Source organism: Rhodococcus sp. NPDC019050 (assembly GCF_055664235.1).
In genome coordinates, this window is record NZ_JBVOON010000014.1 from 110,166 (window position 1) to 134,994 (window position 24,829).

Genomic DNA, 24,829 nt, shown 5'->3' on the forward strand with positions numbered 1-24,829 from the left:
CGAGCGGCCCCTACCGGAATCGACACCCCTGTGAAGTTTTTCTCGCCGGGATCCGTCAGCCGCTGTTCCGGAGCGCGGTCGCCAGGCCGTTCATGGTCAGCTGGATGCCGCGGCGTACCTGCTCGGTGTCCTCACCTGCGCGGAACCGGCGCAACAGTTCGACCTGCAGGTGGTTGAGCGGCTCCAGGTACGGGAACCGGTTGTGCAGGGAGCGTTCCAGCGCGGGATTGTCGGCGACGAGCGAGTCGTAGCCCGTGATCCGCCGGTAGACGTCGACGGTCCGCGCGTGTTCCTCGGCGATCTGGCCGAAGACACGTTCCCGCAGGTCGGTGTCCTCGACCAGTTCCGAGTAGCGCGCCGCGATGCCGAGGTCGGACTTGGCCATCACCTGCGCCATGTTCGACAGCACCGAGCGGAAGAACGGCCACCGGCGGTACAGGGTTCTCAACGACTCGAGCCGCTCGGGGTCGTCACCGACCCACTGGGTGACCGCGCTGCCCGTTCCGTACCAGCCGGGCAGCATCACCCGGCTCTGGGTCCAGGCGAGCACCCACGGAATTGCACGCAGGTCGGCGATGGCTTCGGTGGGCTTGCGCGACGACGGCCGGCTCCCGATGTTGAGGGCACCGATCTCCGCGACGGGTGTCGACGTCGTGAAGTACTCGACGAACCCCGGCGTGTCGTGGACGAGACGCCGGTAGGCGTCGCGGGCGAGTTCGGCGAGTTCGTCGAAGATCCGGTACGCGGCGGACGCATCCGCGCCGAGACCTTCCACGTCGAGCAGTGTCGATTCGAGCGTCGCGGCGACGAGCGCCTCGAGGTTGCGACGTGCCAGGACGGGTTCGCGGTACTTCGCGGCGATCACCTCCCCCTGCTCGGTCAACCGCAGCGAGCCCTGCACCGCACCGGGCGGCTGGGCGAGGATGGCGTCGTAACTGGGTCCGCCTCCGCGGCCGACGGTGCCGCCGCGGCCGTGGAACAGGCGCAGGCGCACTCGTGCGGCACGGGAGACCTCGACGAGGTCGAGTTCCGCGCGGTACAGCGCCCAGTTGGCGGCGAGGTAACCGCCGTCCTTGTTGGAATCGGAGTAGCCGAGCATGACCTCCTGTAACCCGTCGTGCGCGTCGACGAGACTGCGGAACTCGGGCACGGCCAACGCGGCAGTCAGGGTCGACGCACCACCCCGCAGGTCTTCGATGGTTTCGAACAGTGGAATCACCTGGACACTGCTGCGCGGGTAACCGGCGTCGAGGTCGAGCAACCCGACTTCCTTGAGCAGCACCTCCACCTCGAGCAGATCCGACACCGACGTGCACATGCTGATGATGTAATGCTCGATCGCGGCATTTCCGATGCGCTGCACCACATTTGCCGCAGCTCGCAGGATGCCGAGTTCCTTTGCCGTTTCCTCCGACAACTGCGCATCCGGGCTCGTCAGGGGCCGGCGGATGCGTAGTTCGGAGGTGAGCAACGCGACCCTGTCCTCTTCCGACAGTGCGGAGTATCGGTCGGTCACCCCGGCCCAGGAGAGCAGTTCGGCCACCACCCGCTCGTGGACGTCGGAGTTCTGCCGCAGATCCAGCGGTGCGAGGTGGAAGCCGAAGACCTCGACCGCACCGCGAAGACGCGCGAGCCGATCGTCGGCGATCACCCCGCCCCCACCGGAGCGCAGCGACGCGTCGACCACCGTCAGGTCGGCGAGGAGTTGTGCGGGTGTGCGGTACCGCTCGCGCGACAGGTCGACCGTGTGCGGAAGGTCGACTCCCGGCAGCAGATGGGCGCCGGTCGCGGTGAGCCGTCCGCGGATGCCCCGTACGGCCCGCCGGTACGGCTCGTCGCTGTGCGCCGGATTGTCGTCGCCGGAGAGGTCGGCGAGTTCTTCCAGCGGGGAGGTGACGACGGTGGTGCGCGCCGACATCGACAACTCACGTTCGAGCGCGTCGAGTTCGGTGAGGTGGTGACGCAGAGCAGTCGCGCATGCACGGTCGGCGGCGGTGGTGACGACTTCGGCGTCGACGTTGGGGTTTCCGTCCCGGTCGCCGCCGATCCACGTGCCGGGGCGCACGATCGGCCGGGTGAGTACTGCGGCGTCGGGCCAGCGCCTGCGCAGTTCGCGGCGGACCTCGGCGTTGAGAGTGGGCACGACGTCGAAGAAGGCCAGGTCGTAGTAGCGCAGACCGTTGTCGATCTCGTCGCTGATCCGCAGTCGCGACAACCGGATGAGCGCGGTCTGCCACAGCGTGAGGATCTGCCGGTACAGGGCACGGTCGAGTTCGTCCCGCTCGTAGGGATCGACGGTGTGGTTGCGCCGGCGCATGAGGTCGGTGACGGCGGTCTGCACGTCGAACACGCTGCGGCGCCGGGTTTCGGTGGGGTGCGCGGTGATCACCGGGGCGACGAGTGCGTCTGCGAGCGCCTCGGCGACCGAGTCCGCGTCCAGGCCGACCGCGTCGAGCTTGACGTAGGTCGCGGCGAGGGCGCTGTCCTGCGGAGGATCGCCGGCCTCGGTGTGCACGGCACGGCGCCGCTCCCGGTGGAGATCTTCGGCCAGATTGGCGAGCAGCCCGAAGTGACTGAACGCGCGCACGACCGGAAGCAGATTCCCGGTGTCGACATCGGCGAAACGTGCGGCGAGGTCGGCGCGCTCCATCTCGGATCGCCGGATTCGGAAACTCGCGACCCGCGCCGCTTCGACGAGGTCGAAGATCTCCTCCCCCGCCTGGTCCCGGACGACATCGCCGAGGATGCCGCCGAGGAGCCGGATGTCGTCGCGCAGGGGTTCGGTGGCCGAAGCCGGCGGGGAGTCCGTCATGCGGCCAGTATCGGCGTCTCCGCGCCGATACGCGACCGCTGGCCGGTCAGCTGAACTTGATCTGCAGCCCGATGCCGAGGATGGCGATCACCCACACGATGCCCGTGAACACGGTGAGCCGGTCGAGGTTCTTCTCGGCCACCGACGAACCGGACAGGTTGGATTGGACGCCGCCGCCGAACAGGCTCGACAGACCGCCGCCCTTACCGCGGTGCAGCAGCACCAGCAGGATGAGCAGCAGGCTCGTGACGATCAGCAGAATGTCCAGGAACAGTTCCATGTCGGCGTTCGGTGTCCTTCGATGGTGGGTGACGTCGGCCGTCAGCTTACCCGGTCCGGAGAACTTCCAGGATTGCCGGACCCCCTGCCGGATGTTGCCTCGTCGGTGTAGCGGTCGCGGCCGGCGAACGCCCCGACCACGGCCTGACCGGCCGCGCACACCGCGACCAGCACGAGTACCGCGGTCCAGGTGCCGGTGAGGTCGAAGATCGCGCCGGCCACCACCGGACCGCTCGCCGCGAGCAGGTAGCCGATGCATTGCGCCATGCCGGACAACTGTGCGGTCTGTGCGATCGTGCGGGTGCGCAATCCGAACAGCGACACCGCGATGATGAACGTCGCGCCGCTGCTCGTTCCGGCGACCAGGATCCACAGCAGGACCAGGTTCGGCGCCCACAGCAGGCCGAGCATCGCCACGACGAGAAGCGAGGCGGCCACGGCGGTGAGCAGGCTCTGGTCGCCGCGGCGCGCCATGAGGGCGGTGGCGCCCAGGCCTGCCACGATCCCGATCACCTGGTAGGCCGAGAGATGCCATCCGGCGGCGGCACGGTCGATACCGAGCCCTGTCTCGATGGAGGGCAGCCAGGTCACGAGCAGGTAGAACGTCGTGGATTGCAGTCCCATGAACGCCGTGACCTGCCACGCGGTCGCAGAGCGCCACATCGACAGCCCACCCGGTGTCGCGGCGGCGGCAGGCTCGGGCGTCGGCAGCACGCGTCCGCGCACGGCCCACACGGCGGCCGCGACCAGCGACACCACGGCCCACAGGGCGAGCGCGCCCCGCCAGTTCCCGGTCAGGGCGAGGAAGGGCACGGCAAGACCGGATCCCAGCCCGGCAGCACCGGTGGTCACCGACGAGTAGACGCCGGTGACGGTGGAGATGCGGGTGGGATGGTCGCGTTTGACGATCGCGGGCAGCAGCACGTTACCGATGCCGATGCCGACACCGATCGCCATCGTGCCGCCCCACAACCACACCGCGCCCGGTATCGACCGCAGCAGGATGCCCGCGGTCAGCACGAGCATGGCGACGAGGACCATGCGCTGCGCACCGAACCGGGCGGCGGGACGGTGAATCCACGGCGAGACCGCCGCAAAGCACAGCAGCGGCACGGCACCGAGCAGGCCGAGCGCCGTGCTGCCGAGGCCGGTGCCGGCGCCGATCTCGTCGAGCAGTGGGCCGACCGCGGTGACGGCGGGCCGCAGGCACGCGGCGACGAGCAGCAGTGCGGCCAGGCCGAACAGCACGCGGCGGGTGCCCGGTCCGGTGTCGGCGGTTGCGGCCATGGACTCGGCGACTTCCTTTCCGTCCCGGTGCCTACCGGGAAAAGCCGTGGGGCGCAGGATCGAAGGATCCTGCGCCCCACGGGCACGGTGTTCTTGCCTGCTTGCGACGGCCTACAGGAGCGGGCCGCCGGCCGCGATGGCGGACAGTTGAGCGAACTCGTCGGCCTTGAGCGACGCGCCGCCGACCAGACCACCGTCGACGTCGGGCTGTGCGATGAGCTCGCCGACGTTCTTGGCGTTCACGGACCCACCGTAGAGGACGCGCACCGACGCGGCGATCTCCGGTGATGCCAGCTCCGCAAGGGTGGAACGCACTGCGGCGCACACCTCTTGGGCGTCGGCGGCCGAGGCCACCTTGCCCGTGCCGATGGCCCATACCGGCTCGTACGCGACGACGATCTTGGCGATGTCGTCGGCGGACAGCCCGGCGAGCGAGCCCTTCAGCTGCTCGACGTTGTATGCGACCTGGTTTCCGGCCTCACGGATGTCGAGGCCCTCACCGATGCACACGATCGGAGTCAGGCCGTGTGCGAGCGCGGCCTTCGCCTTGTCGCGGACGATCTCGTCGGTCTCGCCGTGCAGCGTGCGCCGTTCGGAGTGGCCGACGACCACGTACGTGCAGCCGAGCTTGGCGAGCATCGCAGCGGAGATCTCGCCGGTGTAGGCACCCGACGCGTGGGCGGACACATCCTGCGCACCGTAGGTGAGCTTGATCTTGTCGCCGTCGACGAGCGTCTGCACCGACCGGATGTCGGTGAACGGCGGAATGACCGTCACATCGACTTTCTCGAGGTACTTGTCGGGCAGGGTGAATGCGATCTTCTGCACCAGCGCGATGGCCTCGAGGTGGTTCAGATTCATCTTCCAGTTGCCCGCGATGAGCGGTTTACGTGCCATCGCGCTCAGGCCTCCAGAACCGAGATGCCGGGCAGTTCCTTGCCCTCGAGGTACTCGAGGGAGGCGCCGCCACCGGTGGAGATGTGCGAGAACCCGTCCTCGGGCAGACCCAGCTGACGGACCGCAGCGGCCGAATCGCCGCCGCCGACGACGCTGAACGCGCCCTTACCGGTGGCGTCGACGATGGCCTCGGCGACACCCTTGGTGCCCGCCGCGAACTTCGGGAACTCGAACACGCCCATCGGGCCGTTCCAGAACACGGTCTTGGCCGCCGAGAGCAGCGACGCGAACCGCTGCACCGAGTCCGGTCCGATGTCCAGACCCATCCAGCCGTCCGAGATCTCGGTGACCGGTACGGTCTTCGCTTCGGCGTCGGCCGAGAAGCTGTCGGCGATGACGACGTCCTGCGGAATGTGCAGGACGTCGGCGTAGCGTTCCAGCAGACCCTTGCAGGTCTCGATCATCGACTCTTCGAGAAGCGAGTTGCCCACCGAAATGCCCTGTGCGGCAAGGAACGTGAAGCACATTCCGCCGCCGATCACGAGGGTGTCGACCTTGGGCGCGAGAGCTTCGATCACCGCGAGCTTGTCGGAGACCTTGGACCCGCCGAGCACGACCGCGTACGGACGCTCGGTGTCGGTGGTGAGCTTGGCCAGCACCGCCACCTCTTCGGCGACGAGGCCACCGGCGTAGTGCGGGAGCAGCTTCGCCACGTCGTACACCGACGCCTGCTTGCGGTGCACGACACCGAAACCGTCGGAGACGAATGCGCCGTCCTCGCCGACGAGTTCGACGAGATCGCGGGCGAGCGCCTGACGCTGCGACTCGTCCTTGCTGGTTTCGCGCGGATCGAAGCGCACGTTCTCCAGCAGGAGGATGTCACCGTCGGTAAGGCCCTCGGAGCGGGCCAGGGCGTCCTGTCCGACGACATCGCCGGCGAGCTGGACGTTGCGGCCGAGTACCTCACCGAGCTTCGCCGCGACGGGCGCGAGCGAGAACTTCGGATCCGGCTCGCCCTTGGGGCGGCCGAGGTGGGCGACGACGACGACCTTGGCGCCCGCTTCCGCGAGTGCCTTGATCGTCGGGGCGGACGCGACGATGCGACCGGGGTCGGTGATCGTCGCGCCGTCCAGGGGGACGTTGAGGTCGGAGCGCACCAGCACGCCGCGCCCCTCCACCCCGGCGTCGAGCAGATCCTTCAGGGTCTGAACTGCCACTGTTCGGGTGTCCTGTTCGGTTCGGGGTATCAGAGCGACTTGCCGACGAGACCGATGAGGTCGACGACGCGGTTGGAGTAGCCCCACTCGTTGTCGTACCAGGCCACAACCTTGACCTGATCGTCGATGACCTTGGTCAGCGGCGCGTCGAAGATCGACGAGTGCGGGTCGGTGACGATGTCCGACGACACGATCGGGTCGGTGTTGTACTTCAGGATGCCCTTGAGCGGGCCCTCCGCTGCGGCCTGCATCGCGGCGTTGATCTCCTCGATCGACGCCTTGGTGCGCAGGTTGGCGGTGAGGTCGGTGACCGAGCCGGTCGGGATCGGCACGCGCAGGGCGTATCCGTCGAGCTTGCCGAGCAGCTGGGGAAGCACGAGGCCGATGGCCTTCGCGGCGCCCGTGCCGGTCGGGACGACGTTCAGCGCTGCGGCGCGCGCGCGACGCAGATCCTTGTGCGGGCCGTCCTGGAGGTTCTGATCCTGGGTGTAGGCGTGGATCGTCGTCATGAGGCCGCGCTCGATGCCGAAGCTGTCGTCGAGGACCTTGGCGATCGGGCCGAGGCAGTTGGTGGTGCACGAGGCGTTGGAGATGATGTTCTGGCTGCCGTCGTACTTGTCGTCGTTGACGCCCATCACGATGGTGATGTCCTCGCCCTTGGCGGGCGCGGAGATGATGACCTTCTTGGCGCCGGCGTCGAGGTGACCCTTCGCCTTGGCCGCGTCGGTGAAGATGCCGGTGGACTCGACGACGACGTCGACACCCAGGTCGCCCCAGGGCAGTGCCGCCGGGCCTTCCTTGATTTCCAGGGCCTTGATCTTCTGCTCGCCCACGACGATGAAGTCGCCCTCGACGCGCACATCCTTGTCGAGGCGACCCAGGATCGAGTCGTACTTCAGGAGCGTCGCGAGAGTGTCGTTGTCGGTCAGGTCGTTGACGGCGACGATCTCGATGTCAGTTGTGCCGAGCGCCTTCTGCGCTTCGACTGCGCGGAAGAAGTTGCGCCCGATACGTCCGAACCCGTTTACGCCTACGCGGACAGTCACAGTGGAGCTCCTTTGCCCAGATCTCGATGATTGTGCTGATGATTGTGCTGGTGTGACCCCCACCCTAGTGTGCCGGGGCCGCAATATGGGATTCGCCCTGTGTGACGAACTCCCCATCCAGCGTGCGCCTCTACGCGTCGTCGAGCAACTCCGCGGTGACCGCGGACTCGGTGTCGGGGATCCCGAGATCCTTGGCTCGCCGGTCTGCCATCGACAGCAGGCGCCGGATTCGTCCGGCCACGGCGTCCTTCGTCATCGGCGGGTCCGCCAGCTGGCCGAGTTCCTCGAGCGAGGCCTGACGATGCTCGACCCGGAGGGTGCCGGCGGCGGCGAGGTGATCGGGTACGTCGTCACCGAGAATGTTCAGCGCACGTTCGACCCGTGCGGCCGCCGCGACCGCTGCGCGCGCGGACCGGCGCAGATTCGCGTCGTCGAAATTCGCGAGCCGATTGGCGGTAGCGCGCACCTCCCGGCGCATCCGGCGTTCCTCCCAGGTCAAACGGGTGTCCTGGGCTCCCATCTGGGTGAGCAGCGCCCCGATCGCCTCCCCGTCGCGGACGACGACGCGATCCGAGCCACGCACTTCCCGAGCCTTGGCGGTGACGCCGAGGCGACGGGCGGCACCGACGAGTGCGAGCGCAGCCTCCGGACCGGGGCAACTGATCTCCAGCGCCGACGAGCGTCCCGGTTCGGTGAGCGAGCCGTGCGCGAGGAAGGCTCCTCGCCACGCCGCTGCGACGTCGGAGACGCTGCCACCGACCACCTGGGCGGGCAGCCCGCGCACCGGGCGTCCTCGGCCGTCGAGCAGACCGGTCTGCCGGGCGAGTGCTTCGCCGTCCTTCCCGACCCGCACCACGTATCGCGAACTCTTGCGCAGGCCACCCGCGCTGAGCACGTGGACGTCGGCGGCGTAGCCGTAGAGCTCGAAGATCTCGCGACGCAAGCGGCGTGCGATCGACCCGAGGTCCACCTCCGCCTCGACGACCACCCGCCCGGCGACGATGTGCAACCCACCGGCGAAGCGCAGGAGAGAGGACACTTCGGCTTTGCGGTTGCTGGTCCGCGTGACCGCCAGCCTGCTCAGCTCGTCCTTGACCTCCGCTGTCATTGCCACGAGATGATCTCCCTCCGGTCGCCGATTCCGGTGCGCGCGCTGCCAGGAAGCGGTGACAGATACTTTTCCAGTGCCACCGCCAGCTTGGCGGGGTCGTGTCGTTGGGTGCCGTGTTCGGCCACGTCCGCGTAGGAGACGTCCGCACCGAGGTACGACGCGGCACGGTCCAGATGGTCTCGCTCACGGCCCGGCGTCACCGAAGCCGCGTCGACCACCACATGGTCGACCCGGAAATCCGGGGCGTGCTGCGCCAGCACGTGCAGGTGCCGCTCGGCGGAGAAACCGGCGGTCTCCCCCGGTTCCGCGGCGAGATTGAGGATCAGCACCTTCGTCGCCGAGGTGTGGGTGAGCGCCTCGTGGAGTTCGGGGACGAGCACGTGCGGGATGACGCTCGAGAACCACGAGCCGGGCCCGAGTACGACCATGTCCGCCTCGCACACGGCGTCGACCGCCGCGGGGCACGCCGGCGGATCCGCCGGGATCAGCCGCACCCGCCGTACCTTGCCCGGGGTGGTCGCGACCGCGACCTGCCCGCGGATGCACCGGCTCACCCGGGGATCGGATTCGAGTCCGGAGACGTCGGCTTCGATGTCGAGCGCGATCGGGGACATCGGCAGCACCCGGCCTCGCAACCCGAGGACCCGGGCGAGCATGTCCAGTGCCGTCACCGGGTCGCCCACCACCTCGGTGAGTCCCGCCAGGATCATGTTGCCGACCGAATGACCGGCCAGCGCCCCGGTTCCGCCGAATCGGTGCTGCACGACCTCGGTCCACACCCGGATGTCGGGCGTGTCGGCGGCGAGCGCGGAGAGGGCCATGCGCAGGTCTCCGGGCGGGATCACTCCGAGTTCGGCGCGCAACCGTCCGGACGATCCGCCGTCGTCGGCGACCGTGACGACCGCGGTGACGCGGTCACTCAGCCGCCGGACGGCGCTCAACGTGGCGTACAGCCCGTGTCCGCCTCCGAGCGCGGTGATGGCGGGACCGTCGGCCGGCGTGCTCGGGTGCGCGGTCACTCGCGCCCCAGATCCCGATGCACGACGTGCACCGCGAGCCCGGGATCCTGCTCGAGGCGCGCGGCGAGTTCTTCCGCCATCGCCACGCTTCGGTGTTTGCCGCCGGTGCATCCCACCGCGATCGTCATATAGCGCTTCCCCTCCCGACGGTAACCGGCCGTGGTCAATTCGAGCAGCCGGTGATAGGTGCGCAAGTAGTCCTCGGCACCGTCGCGGGACAGTACATAATCGCGAACGGGGGCATCCTGCCCGGTGTGCGGACGGAGTTCGGCGATCCAGTGGGGATTGGGCAGGAATCGCACGTCGCACACGAGATCGGAGTCCATGGGGAGCCCGTACTTGAATCCGAAGGACTCCACTGTGACCCCGATGGTGTCGGAGGCCGCGTCGCCGAAGGCCGCTTCGATCTTGCGGCGCAGTTCCGGCCCGGACAACGCCGAGGTGTCGATGACGAGGTCGGCGGCACCCTTCACGGGGGCAAGTTGGGCCCGTTCCGCGGCGATGCCGTCGGAGAGGGTCCGGTCGGCGGTGTCGGCCTGCAGTGGGTGACTGCGCCGCACCTGCTCGAAGCGGCGGATGAGTACGGCATCGGTGGCGTCGAGGAAGAGGACGCGGGTGCTCACCGGCCTGGCTTCGAGGTCCGTGACGACCCGTCCGAGGTCTCCCGTGAACAGGCGGCTGCGCACGTCCATCACCACGGCGAGCCGTTCGAGGGGCGGCTCCGCGTGGACCGCGAGATCGACCATCGAGATCACGAGTTGCGGAGGCAGATTGTCGGCGACGTACCACCCGAGATCCTCGAGAGCGGTGGCCGCGGTGCTCAGGCCCGCCCCCGACAGGCCGGTTACGAGGATCACCTCGGCGCGGGATTCCTTCGCGTCTGCCGGTCTCGCCTCGTGCTCGTCCCGCTCCCGCGATACGCGATCCACATCCGTCACTGTTCAGCCTCCACTCGCGCTGCCGACACGCCGACGGAGTCATCATTGCCCACAGACGGGGCCGATGCATCCGGGTCGGTGTCCTCGGCCGGCGGGAGCGGTGCGCGTTCGGCGTGCAGCGCATCGAGAACCGCCTGTGCAGTGGCCTTCCCGATGCCCGGTACCGCGGTGATTTCCTCGACGTCGGCCTCGCGCAATCGCGCGACCGAGCCGAAGTGGGTGACGAGCGCCTTGCGGCGGGTCTCCCCGAGGCCTTTGACCCCGTCGAGCGCCGAGGCGGTCATACGGCGGGAACGCTTGCTGCGGTGAAAGGCGATCGCGAAGCGGTGCGCTTCGTCGCGGATGCGCTGCAGCAGGTAGAGCGACTCGCTGGTGCGCGGCAGGATCACCGGGTCTTCCTCCCCCGGTACCCACACCTCTTCGAGTCGCTTGGCGAGGCCGATCACGGCGACGTCGGTGATCCCCAGTTCGTCGAGGACCTCTGCGGCCGCCGCAACCTGCGGGGCACCGCCGTCGACGACGTAGAGGTTCGGCGGATAAGCGAATCGGCGGGGTCGGCCGGTCGCGGGATCCAGCGCGGCTTCGGGCGCGAAATCGCCGCCGTTGCCGGCATCGGCCGGTGTCGTGTCGCGTTGGTGACGCAGGAACCGGCGGCGCGTGACCTCCGCGATGGACGCGACGTCGTCGGAGTGCCCGTCACCGGCGGCGTGCTTGATGCCGTAATGCCGGTAGTCGGACTTTCGGGGCAGTCCGTCTTCGAACACCACGAGCGAGGCGACCACGTCGGTGCCCTGCACGTGGCTGATGTCGACGCACTCGATGCGTAGCGGTGCCGAGTCGAGGTCGAGTGCCTCCTGGATGCCCTGCAACGCAGCCGAGCGTGCCGTGAAATCGCCGGCGCGGCGAAGTTTGTGTTGTGCGAGAGCTTCTTTCGCGTTGCGCTGCACCGTTCCGGCGAGAGCCTTCTTGTCTCCGCGCTGGGGAACCCTCAGACGCACCGGACCACCGCGCAGGCCGGAGAGCCAGCGGGTCATCTCCTCCGGGTCCGGGGGCAGTGCAGGCACCAGCACCTCGCGCGGCACCGCGCCACCCTCGTACGTCCCCGCGTCGGCCGCGTCTCCGCCATCGAGCGCCGCTTCCTGTCCGTAGAACTGGGTGAGGAACTGTTCGACGAGCAGAGACACCTCTTCCACGTCGTGCACGTCCTCGGCCGCTTCGCCGGGAGTGTCCCGGCCGTCGGGCCGGTCGAGCACATCGCCGGATTTTTCGACGACCCACCCGCGCTGGCCGCGCACTCGTCCGCCGCGCACGTGGAAGACCTGCACGGCGACTTCGAGGTCGTCGTCGGCGAACGCGACGATGTCGGCGTCGGTGCCGTCTCCCAGCACGACCGCTTGCTTCTCGAGTGCCTTGCGCAGAGCGCCGAGGTCGTCGCGCAATCGGGCGGCGGTCTCGAAGTCGAGTTCGTCGGCGGCCGCCTGCATCCGCAGTTCGACATCCCGGACGAGTTTGTCGGTGCGACCGGCCAGGAAGTCGCAGAACGATTCGACGATGCGACGGTGTTCTTCGGCGTCGACCCGGCCGACGCACGGAGCCGAGCATTTGTCGATGTAGCCGAGCAGGCAGGGTCTGCCCATCTGAGTGTGCCGTTTGAAAACGCCGGCGGAGCACGTCCGGGCGGGGAACACACGCAGCAGCAGGTCGAGAGTTTCGCGGATCGCCCAGGCGTGGGAGTACGGGCCGAAGTACCGGACGCCCTTGCGCCGGGGACCCCGGTACACGAACAGCCGCGGGTATTCCTCGTTCAGTGTCACCGCGAGCATCGGGTAGGTCTTGTCGTCGCGGTAGCGGACGTTGAAGCGCGGATCGAATTCCTTGATCCAGTTGTACTCGAGTTGCAGCGCCTCGACCTCGGTGCGCACCACGGTCCACTCGACGCTGCCGGCCGTGGTGACCATCTGGCGGGTGCGCGGGTGCAGCGACGCGACGTCGGCGAAGTACGAGTTCAGCCGCGAACGGAGGTTTTTCGCCTTACCTACGTAGATGACCCGTCCGTGCGGGTCGCGGAACTTGTACACCCCCGGTTCGGTCGGGATGGTGCCGGTAGCGGGGCGGTATGTCGAGGGGTCGGGCACGAGTCCAGGTTAGTCGTCGCCGACGACACCCCGGCCGTACCGGGCTTCGAGTTCCCGGAACCGCTCGAGCGCGTCCACAGCAGTCGCACCGTCTCTGGCCTGCACCGCAACGACCGGGACGTACTCGTCGTACGGCAGTTCGAGGCGTGCCCAGGGCGCGCCGTGCGGGAACGACAAACCCTGCACTTCGTCCCACGGTATGTGCCTCTCGGCGATCACGTTGCGCACTGCCACACCCTGGGCACCGGCGCGGAATCGTGGGCGGGTGAAGAGCAGCAGTCCCCCGGACAGCGCGATCCCGATCGCCACCATGGCGCCCTGGTCCGCGACCCGCAGGTTGACGCCCGAGTCGCCGCCGCCCCGCAGCACGAGCGCGGCACCGAGGTGCGCAGCGAGCACGAAGACGGCGCCCACGATCACCCAGAGACGCATCTTCGCCGGCCGGACCTCAAGGTCCCATTGTGTGTCGGTGGTGGTCACGCGCGTACCTCCCGCAGCCGGCGCAGTGTCACGGCTGTGTCGAGGGCGGCCGCGCACGCCTGACCGCCCTTGTCCTCGGCGGAGCCGGGAAGTCCGGCACGATCGCGCGCTTGTTCCTCGGTGTCGGTGGTGAGCACGCCGTTGCCGACGGGGGTGCTCTCGTCGAGCGCCACCCGGGTCAGTCCGTAGGTGACCGCTTCGCACACGTACTCGAAGTGCGGAGTGCCGCCACGGATGACCACGCCCAGTGCGACCACGGCGTCGTGGGTCCGCGCGAGCTGCTGTGCCACCACGGGCAGTTCGATCGCGCCGGCGACCCGCTCGACCCGGACATCGGTGATGCCGGCCCGGTCCGCGACGCGCAGCGCCCCGGCGATCAGCGCGCTCGAGATCTCGTCGTGCCAGCTGCCCGCCACGACGGCGAGACGAAGATCTGCTGCGTCGCCGAGTTGCAGGTCGGGCAGACCCTCGCCGCTCATCAGGCGTCCCCGGCTTCGAACTCGTCCAGGCCGATCAGATCGTGGCCCATACGGTCGCGCTTGGTGCGCAGGTAGGTGAGGTTCTCGCGGTTGGCGCGCAGCGGCATCGGAACCCGATCGGTGATCTGGAGGCCGTAACCGTCGAGGCCGACCCGCTTGGCGGGGTTGTTGGTCAGCAGCCGCATCGAGGAAATACCCAGGTCGACGAGGATCTGCGCGCCGATACCGTAGTCCCGGGCGTCGGCGGGCAGACCGAGCTGGAGGTTCGCGTCGACCGTGTCCGAACCGGCGTCCTGGAGCTGATATGCCTGCAGCTTGTGCATGAGGCCGATGCCGCGACCTTCGTGGCCGCGCATGTACAGGACGACGCCGCGGCCTTCCTGAGCGACCATTTCCAGAGCCGCGTCGAGTTGCGGTCCGCAGTCGCACCGCAGCGAGCCGAACACGTCACCGGTGAGGCACTCCGAGTGCACCCGCACCAGGACGTCGGCGCCGTCCCCGTCGGGTCCGGCGATGTCGCCCATCACGAGTGCGACGTGCTCGACCTCGTCGTAGATGCTCTGGTAGCCGACAGCTGTGAAGCTGCCGTGCCGGGTGGGGATGCGTGCCTCCGCGACGCGCACGACGTGCTTCTCGTGCTTGCGGCGCCATGCGATGAGGTCGGCGATCGAGATCAGGGCCAGTTCGTGCTCGTCCGCGAACACGCGCAGTTCGTCGGTGCGGGCCATCTCGCCCTCGTCCTTCTGCGACACGATCTCGCAGATGACGCCGGCGGGCCGCAGATCGGCCATACGGGCGAGGTCCACCGCGGCTTCGGTGTGCCCAGGACGGCGCAGGACGCCGCCTTCCTTGGCACGCAGCGGCACCACGTGGCCGGGCCGGGTGAAGTCGTCGGCGCGGGAGTCGGGATCGGCGAGCAGGCGCATGGTCGCCGCGCGGTCGGACGCGGAGATGCCGGTGCCGATGCCTTCCTTGGCGTCGACGGTGACCGTGTAGGCGGTTCCGTGCTTGTCCTGGTTCGTGGAGTACATCGGGGGAAGGCCGAGCCGGTCGCAGTCGTCACCGTCGAGGGGCACGCAGAGGTACCCCGAGGTGTACCGCACCATGAATGCCACGAGTTCGGGGGTGGCTTTCTCCGCCGCAAAGATGAGGTCACCCTCGTTTTCACGGTCCTCGTCGTCGACCACGACGACCGCTTTACCGGCGGCGATATCGGCGACCGCGCGCTCGATGGTGTCGAACCTCGTCACTTGCCTTGGCTCCAAATCTCGTATCCGGACGACTCGTGCTTCGCGTCCACTTGTCGATTCCACCCTACGACTACCTAGCGTGCGCTCTGCAGTCGCTCCACGTACTTGGCGATCACATCGACCTCGAGGTTGACGACGGTGCCCTCCTCGGCGGTGCCGAGTGTCGTGAGCGACAACGTCGTGGGGATCAGGGAGATCTCGAACCACTCGTCACCGCGATCGCCGCCCAGCGCCGAGACGGTGAGGGACACACCGTCCACGGTGATCGAGCCCTTCTCCACGACGTAGCGGGAGATGCTGTCCGGCAACGATACTCGCACGACGGTCCAGTTCTCGGAGGGTGTCCGGGACAGGACCGTGCCGGTACCGTCGACGTGTCCCTGCACGATGTGACCGCCCAGCCGGCTGTACACCGCGGCGGCGCGTTCGAGGTTGACGCGGCTTCCCGTGGCCAGTCGCGCGAGTGAGGACCGATTCAGTGTCTCCTGCATCACATCGGTCGTGAAGGAGTCTCCGTCCGGCACGTCCACCACCGTCAGACACACGCCGTTGACGGCGATCGAGTCGCCGTGCTTCGCGTCGGACGTGACCATCGGGCCACGCACGGTGAAGCGCGCCGCATCCGCGAGGTCTTCTCGCGCCACGATCTCACCCAGTTCCTCGACGATGCCGGTGAACACGTTCGAGCTCCTTCACTCCCGGCCGAAACCGGGTTCACAGATCCCGTTCCCGGGACCGGATTCACAGATCCCGTTCCGGGACCAGGGTCAACAACACGTCGGCGCCGACGGTCTCGACGCGTTCCCGACGAAACCGTAGCGCCTCGGTGACGGTGTGCACTCCCGCGTCCTGCACAGCGGGCGTCCCCGCACCCAGGAACATCGGCGCGAGGTAGGCCTGGATCCGGTCGACACTGTGCGCGGCGAGGAACGCCCCAGCGAGCCGCGGACCGCCTTCGAGCAGCACGTCCGGGTGGTCGCTGAGGGCATCGAGGACCTCGCCCACATCGCGAGTGCGCAGGACGAGGGTCGGTGCCGCGTCGTCCAGGACCCGCGCCGAAGTCGGGATCTCCCGCATCCCCACGACCACACGAAGAGGCTGATGCGGTGCGAGATCACCGTCGGGCAGCCGGGCGGTCAGCCAGGGATCGTCGGCCAGAACCGTCCCGGTGCCGACGACGATCGCGTCGAGCCGACTGCGCTCGTCGTGCACCCGGGCACGCGCTTCCGGCCCGGAGATCCACTGGCTGGTTCCGTCCTGCGCAGCGCTCCGGCCGTCGAGCGTCGCGGCGTACTTCCACGTCACGTGGGGACGACCGGTGCGGGCGCGGTGGAGCCATGCGCGCAACGGGCCGTGAATGACTGCGTCGGCACCGAGGCCCGGATGCACCTCGATCCCGGCAGCACGCAATGTGTCGCCCCCTCCCCCTGCGATCGCGCCGGGATCGGGGACGGAGTAGTACACCGTCACGATTCCGGCGTCGATGAGCGCGCGGGCGCAGGGGCCGGTGCGTCCGGTGTGGTTGCACGGCTCGAGGGTGACCACGGCGGTGCCGCCGCGTGCCCGGTCGCCCGCGACGCTCAGTGCCCGCACCTCCGCGTGCGGCCCACCCGGGGGCGCCGTGGCACCCACCCCGGCGACCTGCCCGTTCGCGTCGAGGATCACGGCGCCGACCGGCGGGTTCGGGCTGGTGGTTCCCCGCACGGCCTCCGAGGCATCCAGTGCGAACTGGAACGCCTCGGTGACCTCGGGGGGTGTCACGACGCGAGCGTCAGATGCGGCGAGGCAGCCGCCGCCTGTGCGCGCAGCTTGCGCACCGCCTCGGCAGGATCCTCGGCACCGTAGACGGCGGAACCGGCCACGAAGCAGTCCACGCCTGCCTCCGCCGCCGCTTCGATGGTGTCCGCGTTGATTCCGCCGTCGATCTCCACCAGGAGGCGCAGTTCGCCGGAGTCCACCAGTCTCCGCACCGCGCGCGCCTTGTCGAGTACGTCGGGAATGAACGCCTGGCCACCGAAACCGGGCTCGACGCTCATGACGAGCAGCGTGTCGAACTCGCGGAGGATCTCCAGGTAGGGCTCGATGGGGGTGCCGGGTTTGACCGACAGTCCGGCCTTACCGCCTGCGGCGCGGATATCGCGGGCCACGGCCACCGGATCGTCCGTCGCCTCGGCGTGGAACGTCACGTTGTGTGCGCCCGCTTCGGCATAGGGCGGGGCCCACCGGCCCGGGTTCTCGATCATCAGATGGCAGTCGAGCGGGATGTCCGTCGCCTTCAGCAACGACTGCACGATGGGCAGTCCGAGCGTCAGGTTCGGCACGAAATGGGCGTCCATCACATCGACGTGGAGCCAGTCGGCACCGGCGACGGCCTGCGCCTCGTCGGCGAGACGAGCGAAATCGGCGGACAGAATCGAGGGGGCAATCATCGGGTGGGCCACATCGATCGAGTCTAGACGAGCGCGTCGCACGTGCCGGTCACCAGCACGGTCGCCGCCCGGCGGCGTCGCCGCGGATCGAGACCACACAGAAACGACTGCCCGGCAGTGTATTCGGACAGTCCCCCGAGATTCGGGTTCAGACCCGGCGGAACGACGACGTGAACCGCGACAGTCGCCCTTCACTCGGCAACACCTCTTCGACCATGAAGGTCACGGTCTGATCGATTCGTTCGAGAGACTGGAGCACACGGGCCAACGTGCTGTCGTGCGGGATGTCGTACTCGTCGGTGGCCTGCATGTCCTCCTGCACCGCGGAGGGCGTCTCCCCTGCCAGCGCTTTCAGCAGGGCCTCGAAGTTGTCCTCACCGATATCCTGGATCGCGCCCCACTGCGAGTCGGTCAGGACGTTCTCGTCGGCCGAGAGACGCTCGGTGGCGGACACCAGATGCCGCGTGTAGAACAACAGAGCCCACAGTGCGGTGAGCCGCCCTTCGATCCCCCGGACATCGAGCGCCCCGGAAGAACGGCGCAGCGGGACGGCGGTGGCCTCGACCTTCTGGACCAGCGTGGTCAGCGCGAGTTCCCGGCGTGCGAGTTCCTGCCTGTCCAGGGTCCCCTTGGATCCGGACCGCAGGTGTGCGAGACAGATGCCGGTGACGTCCTGAACGGTCCGCACCAACTGAGACGTGTCCGATGACAAGCGGGTGCGGGTACGGGTGGGCAGAACGACCGCGGCGACCACCAGCGCGAGCCCCGCTCCGATCACCGTCTCCACGACACGCAGTTCGATGGTTTCGGTATCCAGTCTTCCCAGCAGGTCGTAGAGCAACGCGACGAACGCCGTGATCCAGAGCGCCGACAGGACGGACGACACAGGACGGAAGTACGTCGACGCCAAGATGCACAGGGCCAGCAGCGGGAGGACCACGGGAGTGTCGGTCCCGACCACGATCGCGAAGCCGAACCCGATCGCGGCTCCGGCCACGGTTCCGACGATGCGCTGCATCCCCTTGAGAAACGTCTCCCCGTCCGTCTCGCCCAGTACGAAGAACGCGGGCAGCGCGGCCCAGTACTGGTAGGTCTCCGATACGTACCCTCCGATCCAGAGGGCCAGCCCGGTCGCGAGTGCGGCCTGCACCGCACGGCGAATCGGCCCGGCGTTCGTGCCACCCGACGCGCGCCCTCCGCTCGGAGCGGGGGACGATTCCTGCTCACCCGCAGCGGATCCCGCTCCGACCGCGGAAGTCGAGCCTGCACCATCGGTGTCGCCGGGACTGCCGATGAGATCTTCGGGGCGTGCGGTATGCAACGCGTCCACAGCAAACCAGAGTTCACGCACGGCATGATGCAACCGTTGCGCCGGCAGAGGCCAGTCGACGGGATCGGGCACGTCGTCGGGTGGACGGATCGCGGCGTTCTCGTCTCCGGAATCGCCCATCCACGCCGGAAGGTCCGGATAACTACGGATGTGAAGCTGGAGCTGTTCGAGTTCGCCGGCGAGCCGAGCCCGGACCGGAATGGGCATGCCGGAACCGGTCGCATCCCGAGCCGCGGCAGACAGATTGACCGTTGCGAGCTCGACATCGAAGAGGCGTATTCGCAGGTTGTTCAGCTGCTCTGCGGAGAAGTGCAGGGCCGGGTCCTGTTTGGTGAGCTGACCTCCCAGAAAGGACGCGGTGTGGTGGAGTTGGTCGAGTCCACTGTGCATACGTTTGCGCAGATCCGGATCCCACCGGGCTGCCGACACCGTATCGACGAGGGGATCGATGCTGTTCGCCACACTGTTCTCGAACGCCCGGACGCCGCTCCGTACGAGCCCGACGTGTCCGTGACCGAGCGGAATGAACTGGACGAGTACCGACGCAGTGACGCTCACCAGCCCCGTCAGTGCGTACAGCCAGAAATCGTCGGGGCTCAGCCGAAGCAGCAGGCTGAAGTAGAACGTCATGAACAACACGCGGCCGAGCCCGGCTCCTTGTGGCCCGAACCGGGACAGCAACACACCCACGAAGGCGAGCGCGGCGACGGCGAGCACCGACGGCAACCGTTCGCGTGGAACCAGGGTGATCAAACCGACCGCGACGACCACGGGGACGAACGTCAGCATCCCGCCGAACTTGGCGAGTCCCGGGCGCGCACCGCTTTGCGCCGCAACCCCGCCCGCGAACATCGCGATCATTCCGCCGAAGATGGCCGTGGGCATCGGGGCTTTCCCTGCGAGTTCGAGGCCGATCGCCACCACCGCCACCGAGACCACCGCCGCGATGAGCACCCGCAAGGACCCGAAGAGCCGGATGTAGCCCGGATCGATGAGCGTGACCCGGTTGGCGAAGAAGGCTCGTACGCCGCCGATGGCGGGCTTCCGGGTTTCCGGAACAGTGGTTTCCGGAACATCCGCCCAGCCGGGCGCGTACACCGGCTGATAATCGAGGTCCCGGCCGACCGCATCGGTGAACTGTTGCGCCCGGTACGCGAACGGCAGCCACTCGACGTACCGTTCGTAGGCCTCGTCGAGATCGGTGAGTGGTTCGAGGTGAACGAGTTCGCCCATCTTCCGATTCACCCGGGCGAACCGGGCAACCCACGGATCCTCGCTCTCGACAGGAGGCGCCGAGCGATGTCCGTCCGTCCGGTGCAGCTCGATGTCCTCCCCGATCAGCCGGCGGAACTCCCCACGCGACCTCGTCTCGGGAACATCGGTGCTCGTCCACCCGAGCAGAGGATGCATGTAGTCCGCGAACTTCAGGAACTGGTCGGTGAGCGGAAGCAGCATCGGCTCGACAGTCACCGGGTGGGATCTGGGCAACCCCCACCGAAGTGCCCCGACGACCCCGCTCAGCATCCGGATCGAATACGGCAGCGAGAACGTGTCGCGGCCGCTCTGGAAGTAGTAGGCGGAGTGGTGCAGCCGGACACCGTCGGTGTAGCTGCTGAAACTGTCGGCGATGGACGAGAGTTTGGAGTCGAGGTCGCGCGATTCGCCGCCCGGGAAGTACGGCTTCAGGCTCGCGACCGGGTCGCCGACGCTGTTTCCGGGATTGTAGAACTGCGCGGACAGACCGCGCAGGGCGCTGATCACTCCGTAGACCCCGAGAAGAAACGTGAGAATCAGGAAGACGAGCACGACACCGGTGAGAGTCTCCAGGACCGAGATGATCCGGGATACATCGGTGTCGGGAACGACTTGGGACGTGCCCACCGTGGAGAGCTGGGCTGTACTGAAATAAATTGCGCCGAAGGCATCGTCGGTGCCGCCGTTGTACAGGAAGTCTTGCTCCCTCATCATGCCGACGTAGATGAAGGCGTATCCCAGGATCGTGCCGCCCACCCACATGCCCACCGTGACGATGAGCTGAATGCCCGTGACCTGACGGAGTACGGCGGGTCGCCGTCCGCGTGACATCTTTCGCGTCACTCGTCTGATGACACGCCAGACCCACGACGTCACAGCGCGCGTGAGAAAGCCTGCGTCGTCGTAATTGAGGGCGGTGAGGAATACATCCAGCAGCGTCAACCCAAGGATGATGATCCCGAGCCACTGGACAGCGTCCACGGCGCAAGTCTAGGGCTACACGACCGTACGGGTACGGGATAACGGGATCGACGGCGAAGAACGGACTATCCGGGCGATCGCGAGGTGTACCGCGAGAACCTGTTCATGAGCGGCCCGTTCGAGTTGACGCGATTGACCCGCGTGACACAAACACGGTGTATATGCTCGCGTCGGACTGCAAGTCTCGTCCTTCCGGCGACAGTGCGCCGGCGTGCCGAGAAAAGCGTGACTGACCGGTGCAAGGATCGGAGGTCGCTCGATGCATACCGCTCGACACCATGCAGGGCGAAGCCCGCAGGCACCATCTCCAGGTCGACAGAAGTCCGAAATGCCTTGTTCAGCAGAGCCGTTCGCGATTGATCACACACCTCGCCCGAAAGCGCAGGCCCGTCGATGACCTCTACGACCTTGTCCCAAGACGTGATCAACACCGGTGACACCGCGTGGGTGCTGGTGTGCGCAGCCCTTGTGCTGTTCATGACACCGGGCCTGGCGTTCTTCTATGCCGGCATGGTGAGCAAGCGCAACACCCTCGTGATGTTGCAGCAGAATCTGATCGGGCTCGGCATCATCTCGCTCACCTGGTTCGCCTTCGGGTACAGCATCGCGTTCGGTAACGACCGAGGTAACGGGATCGTCGCCGATCTCGGATTCGTCGCACTCACCAACATCGACGACGCCCCCAAGCCGGACCTCCACGTGGTGACCGAAACCGTGGCGATCCCGACGCTGGCGTTCTTCGCGTATCAGTTGATGTTCGCGATCATCACCCCGGCGCTGGCCACCGGCGCAGTGGCCAATCGCCTCAAGGCCTTCGGGTGGGCAGTGTTCATCGCCATCTGGTCGGTGATCGTGTACGCACCCGTCGCGCACTGGTTGTGGGCCCCCACGGGATGGTTGACCAAGATGGGAGCGCAGGACTGGGCAGGTGGAATGGTTGTCCACGCGTCGGCGGGGGCTGCCGCACTCGGTCTGTTGATCGTCCTCGGGCGGCGCAAGGTGCGGCCCAACCGGGCACCACTGCCGCACTCGGTCCCGTTGGTGATCGTGGGAGCGGGAATACTCTGGTTCGGCTGGTTCGGTTTCAACGCCGGTGACGGACTGCAGGCCAACGGAGTCGCCGCGCAGGCGTTGGTCAACACCCAGGTGGCGGGTGCCGCCGCGATGCTTGTCTGGCTCGTGTTCGAGCGGTACCGGGAAGGCCATTCGACCGTGCTCGGAGCCGTGACCGGCGCGGTCGCCGGATTGGCGACCATCACCCCCGCCGCAGGTTATGTCAGCAGCTGGGCCGCGGTAGTCATCGGCGCCCTCGCCGGAGTGGTGTGCTACCTGGCACTCGGCCTGAAACGGCTTCTGCACGTGGACGATGCGCTCGATGTGCTGGCTGTCCACTTCATCGGCGGCGTGTTCGGCACCCTGTGCGTCGGGTTCTTCGGGGAAGAAGCCATCAACTCGATCGGCCGGGACGGTCTGTTCCACGGTGGCGGATGGACACTGCTGGGTTATCAGGTCGTCGCGCTGGCCTCGGTGATCGCCTACGCCCTGGTGCTCACCTTGGTGATCGCCTTCGCGATCGAAAAGACGATCGGACTTCGCGTCAGTGCCGAGGAAGAAGAACATCTCGACCTCAGCCAGCAGGGAATGAGCGCCTACGCCGAGGGCCCGACTCCCCCCGATCCCACGGCCGACGGTGCCACCACTGCGCCGGCTCAGACGCCGATGGAACCGGGGCACACCCTGTACCTGGTCACCGCGGTTCTCGATTCGGGCGGGGCCGCGGGCGTGGAACGGGAAGTGCTCGCCGCAGGTGCCCGCCGCGCGATGCTCTCCGAGGTATTCGTCACGACCGCCTCCTCGGTCGATCAGATGGTTCGAGGACAGAAACGAACCATGGACGTCACCCCACGGGTGCGCGCGGAAATCCTGACCCCTGCGGAGTCGCTGCCGAACGTGCGAAGCGCCTTGTCGGCGTTGGGTGACGACCTCGTCGAAATGACGGTCGTGCCGGTCGAGACCGGGTAGTACAGAGCGGTTCCGGGGCGTGCGGCGACTGTGTGCCGCACGCCCCGACCCATGTCATGGTGAGCACTCGCCCCCGAACTGCCGGGTGTGGCGCTCGAAGAAGGTCTCGATTCCGGACGGCGGGGAATATGCCCGGAATTGTCGTCACGATATGCAATCCCGACTGCCTTCGGTCCACGGCGCAATTCCTGAATCACGCTCGGCTCCGAAGAAGCGGATGAACGTCGAATAAATAATCGTCCATTTCGATCGGTAATTCCGTTTCGGGAAATTCTCGGGCCGGTCTCGGATCCCCGCTGATATGTATTCCTGTTCACCGACTCCGGCGCACTCTATCTTTCATCTCCCGCAGCAGAGTCGTGGCCGCTCAGCGGACCTGCACCACCGAGGAATCGAGCGCACACATGCGCGAGCAACATCGTCCCCGTCGATTGAACGAATGCACATATGAGCAGCTGTTCATTTCACCGGATTCGACGGCCGGCGCGTTCGACGAAAAAACCAAAGACCGAACTTCCCCGTGGCTCTGGCGTATCGTCCGAGACAGCGAGCTCCGGCTCGTCGCCGGGAGATGCTCATCGAATCGGAACCTACGGCATTGCGGGAGCAGAAAATGGATTTGACTCCACGAGAAATCGAAAAGCTTTACGTGTACCAGGTTGCAGAACTTGCACGCCGCCGACGCGAACGTGGCACGAAGCTCAACGCCAGCGAAGCGACCGCGCTCATCAGCGAGGCGATCCTGGAAGGCGCTCGCGACGGACGCTCGGTTGCGGAAGTCATGGAACTGGGAAGAACGATCGTCGCGGAGAAGGACTGCATGGGGGGCGTGCGGGAACGCCTGCCGCTCTTGCAGGTCGAAGCGACGTTCGTCGATGGGAGCAAGCTGGTCTCCTGCCACGACCCGATCGGGAACTGACGTGGCCGAACCCGCCGGGAAAGACACCACCACGATTCTGGTCGCGGGCCACGAAAGCGCCGAAGGCGCGGACGTGCGATACCTCGAGCAGGCTCGCGACCGGTGGTTCGTCACCCCGATCGGCCGGCCGCTCCACAATTTGCTCACCCGGCATCTGTCGTCCGGAGACGGCCCGGTCGTGGTCGTTCCCATGACGATGGGGCGTAATCCGACCTTGGTGGCCGACACCGCCAAGACGGTGCGGTGGCTGGCAGTGGGCGCACCGGAACGTCTCGCGTTGGCAGCGCCGTTCGGCAGCCCCGACCATCTGATCTCGTGGCTGCGACTGGCTGCCACGGGTATTCGGAGCCGCTCGTCCGACGCCGCGATGGTGATCCAGGCCCCTTCCTCCGACCCTTTCGACGAAGCGGAACTGCACCGCGTCGCGCACCTGGTGCGCACCCACGGGGCAGGAAACGTAGTGGAGGTTGCCACGACGCACACCGACGACGATCTTGTCGACGTCCTGCAACGGCTGCGACGGCTCGACCACCCGCACACCGTCGTCGTTCCGGCAGGCTTTCGCCGGGAGTCCCCTGTTCCTTTGGACGACAGCAGGTTTACCGGCTGTGAGTTCTACGGACCGTTGATGAGCGAACAGGCAGCGATCCGCATCATCGATGCACGTATTCGCGACGCAGTGCACGAACTCGCCCACGGCCGTACCGGAGTCGAGTCCGGGCTGATGGCGGACCACGGCCACGGCTACGCCCATTCGCACGCTTTCGACGACTCGCCGGACAGCGCGCACGGCCACGGCCACGGCCACGGCCACGAGCACGAGCACGAGCACGGACATCAGAGCCATCCCGGCGACGATCCCGGCACCGAACACAGCCACCGACACCCCGCTACCGCGGCTTCACACTGACCGGCAGATCGACCCGACGGCGCGCTGCAGCACG

At 67.5% G+C, this 24,829-nt stretch carries 20 protein-coding genes; 3 read left to right on the top strand and 17 right to left on the bottom strand.

Going from position 1 to position 24,829, the window contains the following annotated elements; genetic code table 11:
- Nucleotides 1-55 precede the first annotated feature (55 nt).
- From ppc to AC0B44_RS15680, 17 genes are all read right to left on the bottom strand, one after another.
- Entirely contained in the window at nucleotides 56-2,812 is a 2,757-nt protein-coding gene (gene ppc / locus AC0B44_RS15600) for a phosphoenolpyruvate carboxylase (RefSeq protein WP_471903752.1), read from the bottom strand.
- Between the two features lie 46 nt (nucleotides 2,813-2,858).
- Complete coding sequence (gene secG, locus AC0B44_RS15605) at nucleotides 2,859-3,092, bottom strand: preprotein translocase subunit SecG (RefSeq protein ID WP_072698320.1); 234 nt, start codon at nucleotides 3,090-3,092, stop codon at nucleotides 2,859-2,861.
- A 41-nt stretch (nucleotides 3,093-3,133) separates the two neighbouring features.
- Entirely contained in the window at nucleotides 3,134-4,378 is a 1,245-nt protein-coding gene (locus AC0B44_RS15610; protein ID WP_471903753.1) for a CynX/NimT family MFS transporter, read from the bottom strand.
- Between the two features lie 111 nt (nucleotides 4,379-4,489).
- Nucleotides 4,490-5,275: a triose-phosphate isomerase gene (tpiA, locus tag AC0B44_RS15615; RefSeq protein WP_471903754.1), complete on the bottom strand. Its 786-nt coding sequence runs from the start codon at nucleotides 5,273-5,275 to the stop codon at nucleotides 4,490-4,492.
- Between the two features lie 5 nt (nucleotides 5,276-5,280).
- Nucleotides 5,281-6,492: a phosphoglycerate kinase gene (locus AC0B44_RS15620; protein ID WP_471903755.1), complete on the bottom strand. Its 1,212-nt coding sequence runs from the start codon at nucleotides 6,490-6,492 to the stop codon at nucleotides 5,281-5,283.
- Nucleotides 6,493-6,521: 29 nt separating this feature from the next.
- A complete protein-coding gene (gene gap / locus AC0B44_RS15625) occupies nucleotides 6,522-7,538 on the bottom strand; it encodes a type I glyceraldehyde-3-phosphate dehydrogenase (RefSeq protein WP_471903756.1) in 1,017 nt (338 codons plus the stop codon).
- Between the two features lie 130 nt (nucleotides 7,539-7,668).
- Entirely contained in the window at nucleotides 7,669-8,646 is a 978-nt protein-coding gene (gene whiA, locus AC0B44_RS15630) for a DNA-binding protein WhiA (RefSeq protein WP_471903775.1), read from the bottom strand.
- A complete protein-coding gene (locus AC0B44_RS15635; RefSeq protein WP_471903757.1) occupies nucleotides 8,643-9,668 on the bottom strand; it encodes a gluconeogenesis factor YvcK family protein in 1,026 nt (341 codons plus the stop codon). The genes whiA and AC0B44_RS15635 overlap by 4 nt, the downstream gene beginning before the upstream one ends.
- Nucleotides 9,665-10,525 (bottom strand): RNase adapter RapZ, encoded by an 861-nt coding sequence (gene rapZ, locus AC0B44_RS15640; RefSeq protein ID WP_471903776.1) that lies wholly within the window; start codon nucleotides 10,523-10,525, stop codon nucleotides 9,665-9,667. Before rapZ ends, AC0B44_RS15635 begins: the two co-directional genes overlap by 4 nt.
- 77 nt (nucleotides 10,526-10,602) lie before the next feature.
- The gene (gene uvrC, locus AC0B44_RS15645; RefSeq protein WP_471903758.1) at nucleotides 10,603-12,741 is read right to left on the bottom strand and encodes an excinuclease ABC subunit UvrC; all 2,139 of its coding nucleotides are present in this window, start codon (nucleotides 12,739-12,741) and stop codon (nucleotides 10,603-10,605) included.
- A gap of 9 nt (nucleotides 12,742-12,750) precedes the next feature.
- Nucleotides 12,751-13,221: a PH domain-containing protein gene (locus AC0B44_RS15650; RefSeq protein WP_471903759.1), complete on the bottom strand. Its 471-nt coding sequence runs from the start codon at nucleotides 13,219-13,221 to the stop codon at nucleotides 12,751-12,753.
- Nucleotides 13,218-13,700, bottom strand: a complete 483-nt coding sequence (ribH, locus tag AC0B44_RS15655) for a 6,7-dimethyl-8-ribityllumazine synthase (RefSeq protein ID WP_471903760.1) — start codon at nucleotides 13,698-13,700, stop codon at nucleotides 13,218-13,220. Before ribH ends, AC0B44_RS15650 begins: the two co-directional genes overlap by 4 nt.
- Entirely contained in the window at nucleotides 13,700-14,950 is a 1,251-nt protein-coding gene (locus AC0B44_RS15660; RefSeq protein WP_471903761.1) for a bifunctional 3,4-dihydroxy-2-butanone-4-phosphate synthase/GTP cyclohydrolase II, read from the bottom strand. Before AC0B44_RS15660 ends, ribH begins: the two co-directional genes overlap by 1 nt.
- A gap of 74 nt (nucleotides 14,951-15,024) precedes the next feature.
- Complete coding sequence (locus AC0B44_RS15665; RefSeq protein ID WP_471903762.1) at nucleotides 15,025-15,630, bottom strand: riboflavin synthase; 606 nt, start codon at nucleotides 15,628-15,630, stop codon at nucleotides 15,025-15,027.
- Nucleotides 15,631-15,691: 61 nt separating this feature from the next.
- Nucleotides 15,692-16,711, bottom strand: coding sequence for a bifunctional diaminohydroxyphosphoribosylaminopyrimidine deaminase/5-amino-6-(5-phosphoribosylamino)uracil reductase RibD (gene ribD, locus AC0B44_RS15670; protein ID WP_471903763.1), 1,020 nt, complete (start codon nucleotides 16,709-16,711; stop codon nucleotides 15,692-15,694).
- Nucleotides 16,708-17,391, bottom strand: a complete 684-nt coding sequence (gene rpe, locus AC0B44_RS15675) for a ribulose-phosphate 3-epimerase (RefSeq protein ID WP_471903764.1) — start codon at nucleotides 17,389-17,391, stop codon at nucleotides 16,708-16,710. The genes ribD and rpe overlap by 4 nt, the downstream gene beginning before the upstream one ends.
- A gap of 136 nt (nucleotides 17,392-17,527) precedes the next feature.
- Nucleotides 17,528-20,944 (bottom strand): FUSC family protein, encoded by a 3,417-nt coding sequence (locus AC0B44_RS15680; RefSeq protein WP_471903765.1) that lies wholly within the window; start codon nucleotides 20,942-20,944, stop codon nucleotides 17,528-17,530.
- A 393-nt stretch (nucleotides 20,945-21,337) separates the two neighbouring features.
- Here AC0B44_RS15680 and AC0B44_RS15685 point away from each other — a divergent pair, with 393 nt between their 5' ends.
- The 3 genes from AC0B44_RS15685 to AC0B44_RS15695 all read left to right on the top strand — a co-directional run bounded on the left by AC0B44_RS15685 (nucleotide 21,338) and on the right by AC0B44_RS15695 (nucleotide 24,795).
- Nucleotides 21,338-22,966 carry an ammonium transporter gene (locus AC0B44_RS15685; protein ID WP_471903766.1) on the top strand — a complete coding sequence of 543 codons (1,629 nt, stop codon included), beginning with the start codon at nucleotides 21,338-21,340 and terminating at the stop codon, nucleotides 22,964-22,966.
- 613 nt (nucleotides 22,967-23,579) lie between these two features.
- A complete protein-coding gene (locus AC0B44_RS15690) occupies nucleotides 23,580-23,885 on the top strand; it encodes an urease subunit gamma (protein WP_169621845.1) in 306 nt (101 codons plus the stop codon).
- 1 nt (nucleotide 23,886) lies between these two features.
- A complete protein-coding gene (locus tag AC0B44_RS15695) occupies nucleotides 23,887-24,795 on the top strand; it encodes a sirohydrochlorin chelatase (protein WP_471903767.1) in 909 nt (302 codons plus the stop codon).
- The last annotated feature ends 34 nt before the right edge of the window (nucleotides 24,796-24,829 follow it).

Coding starts and splice junctions, on each gene's coding strand:
- ppc (WP_471903752.1), bottom strand. CDS start 2,812: ATGACGGACTCCCCGCCGGCTTCGGCCACCGAACCCCTGCGCGACGAC.
- secG (WP_072698320.1), bottom strand. CDS start 3,092: ATGGAACTGTTCCTGGACATTCTGCTGATCGTCACGAGCCTGCTGCTC.
- AC0B44_RS15610 (WP_471903753.1), bottom strand. CDS start 4,378: ATGGCCGCAACCGCCGACACCGGACCGGGCACCCGCCGCGTGCTGTTC.
- tpiA (WP_471903754.1), bottom strand. CDS start 5,275: ATGGCACGTAAACCGCTCATCGCGGGCAACTGGAAGATGAATCTGAAC.
- whiA (WP_471903775.1), bottom strand. CDS start 8,646: ATGACAGCGGAGGTCAAGGACGAGCTGAGCAGGCTGGCGGTCACGCGG.
- ribH (WP_471903760.1), bottom strand. CDS start 13,700: ATGAGCGGCGAGGGTCTGCCCGACCTGCAACTCGGCGACGCAGCAGAT.
- AC0B44_RS15685 (WP_471903766.1), top strand. CDS start 21,338: ATGACCTCTACGACCTTGTCCCAAGACGTGATCAACACCGGTGACACC.
- AC0B44_RS15690 (WP_169621845.1), top strand. CDS start 23,580: ATGGATTTGACTCCACGAGAAATCGAAAAGCTTTACGTGTACCAGGTT.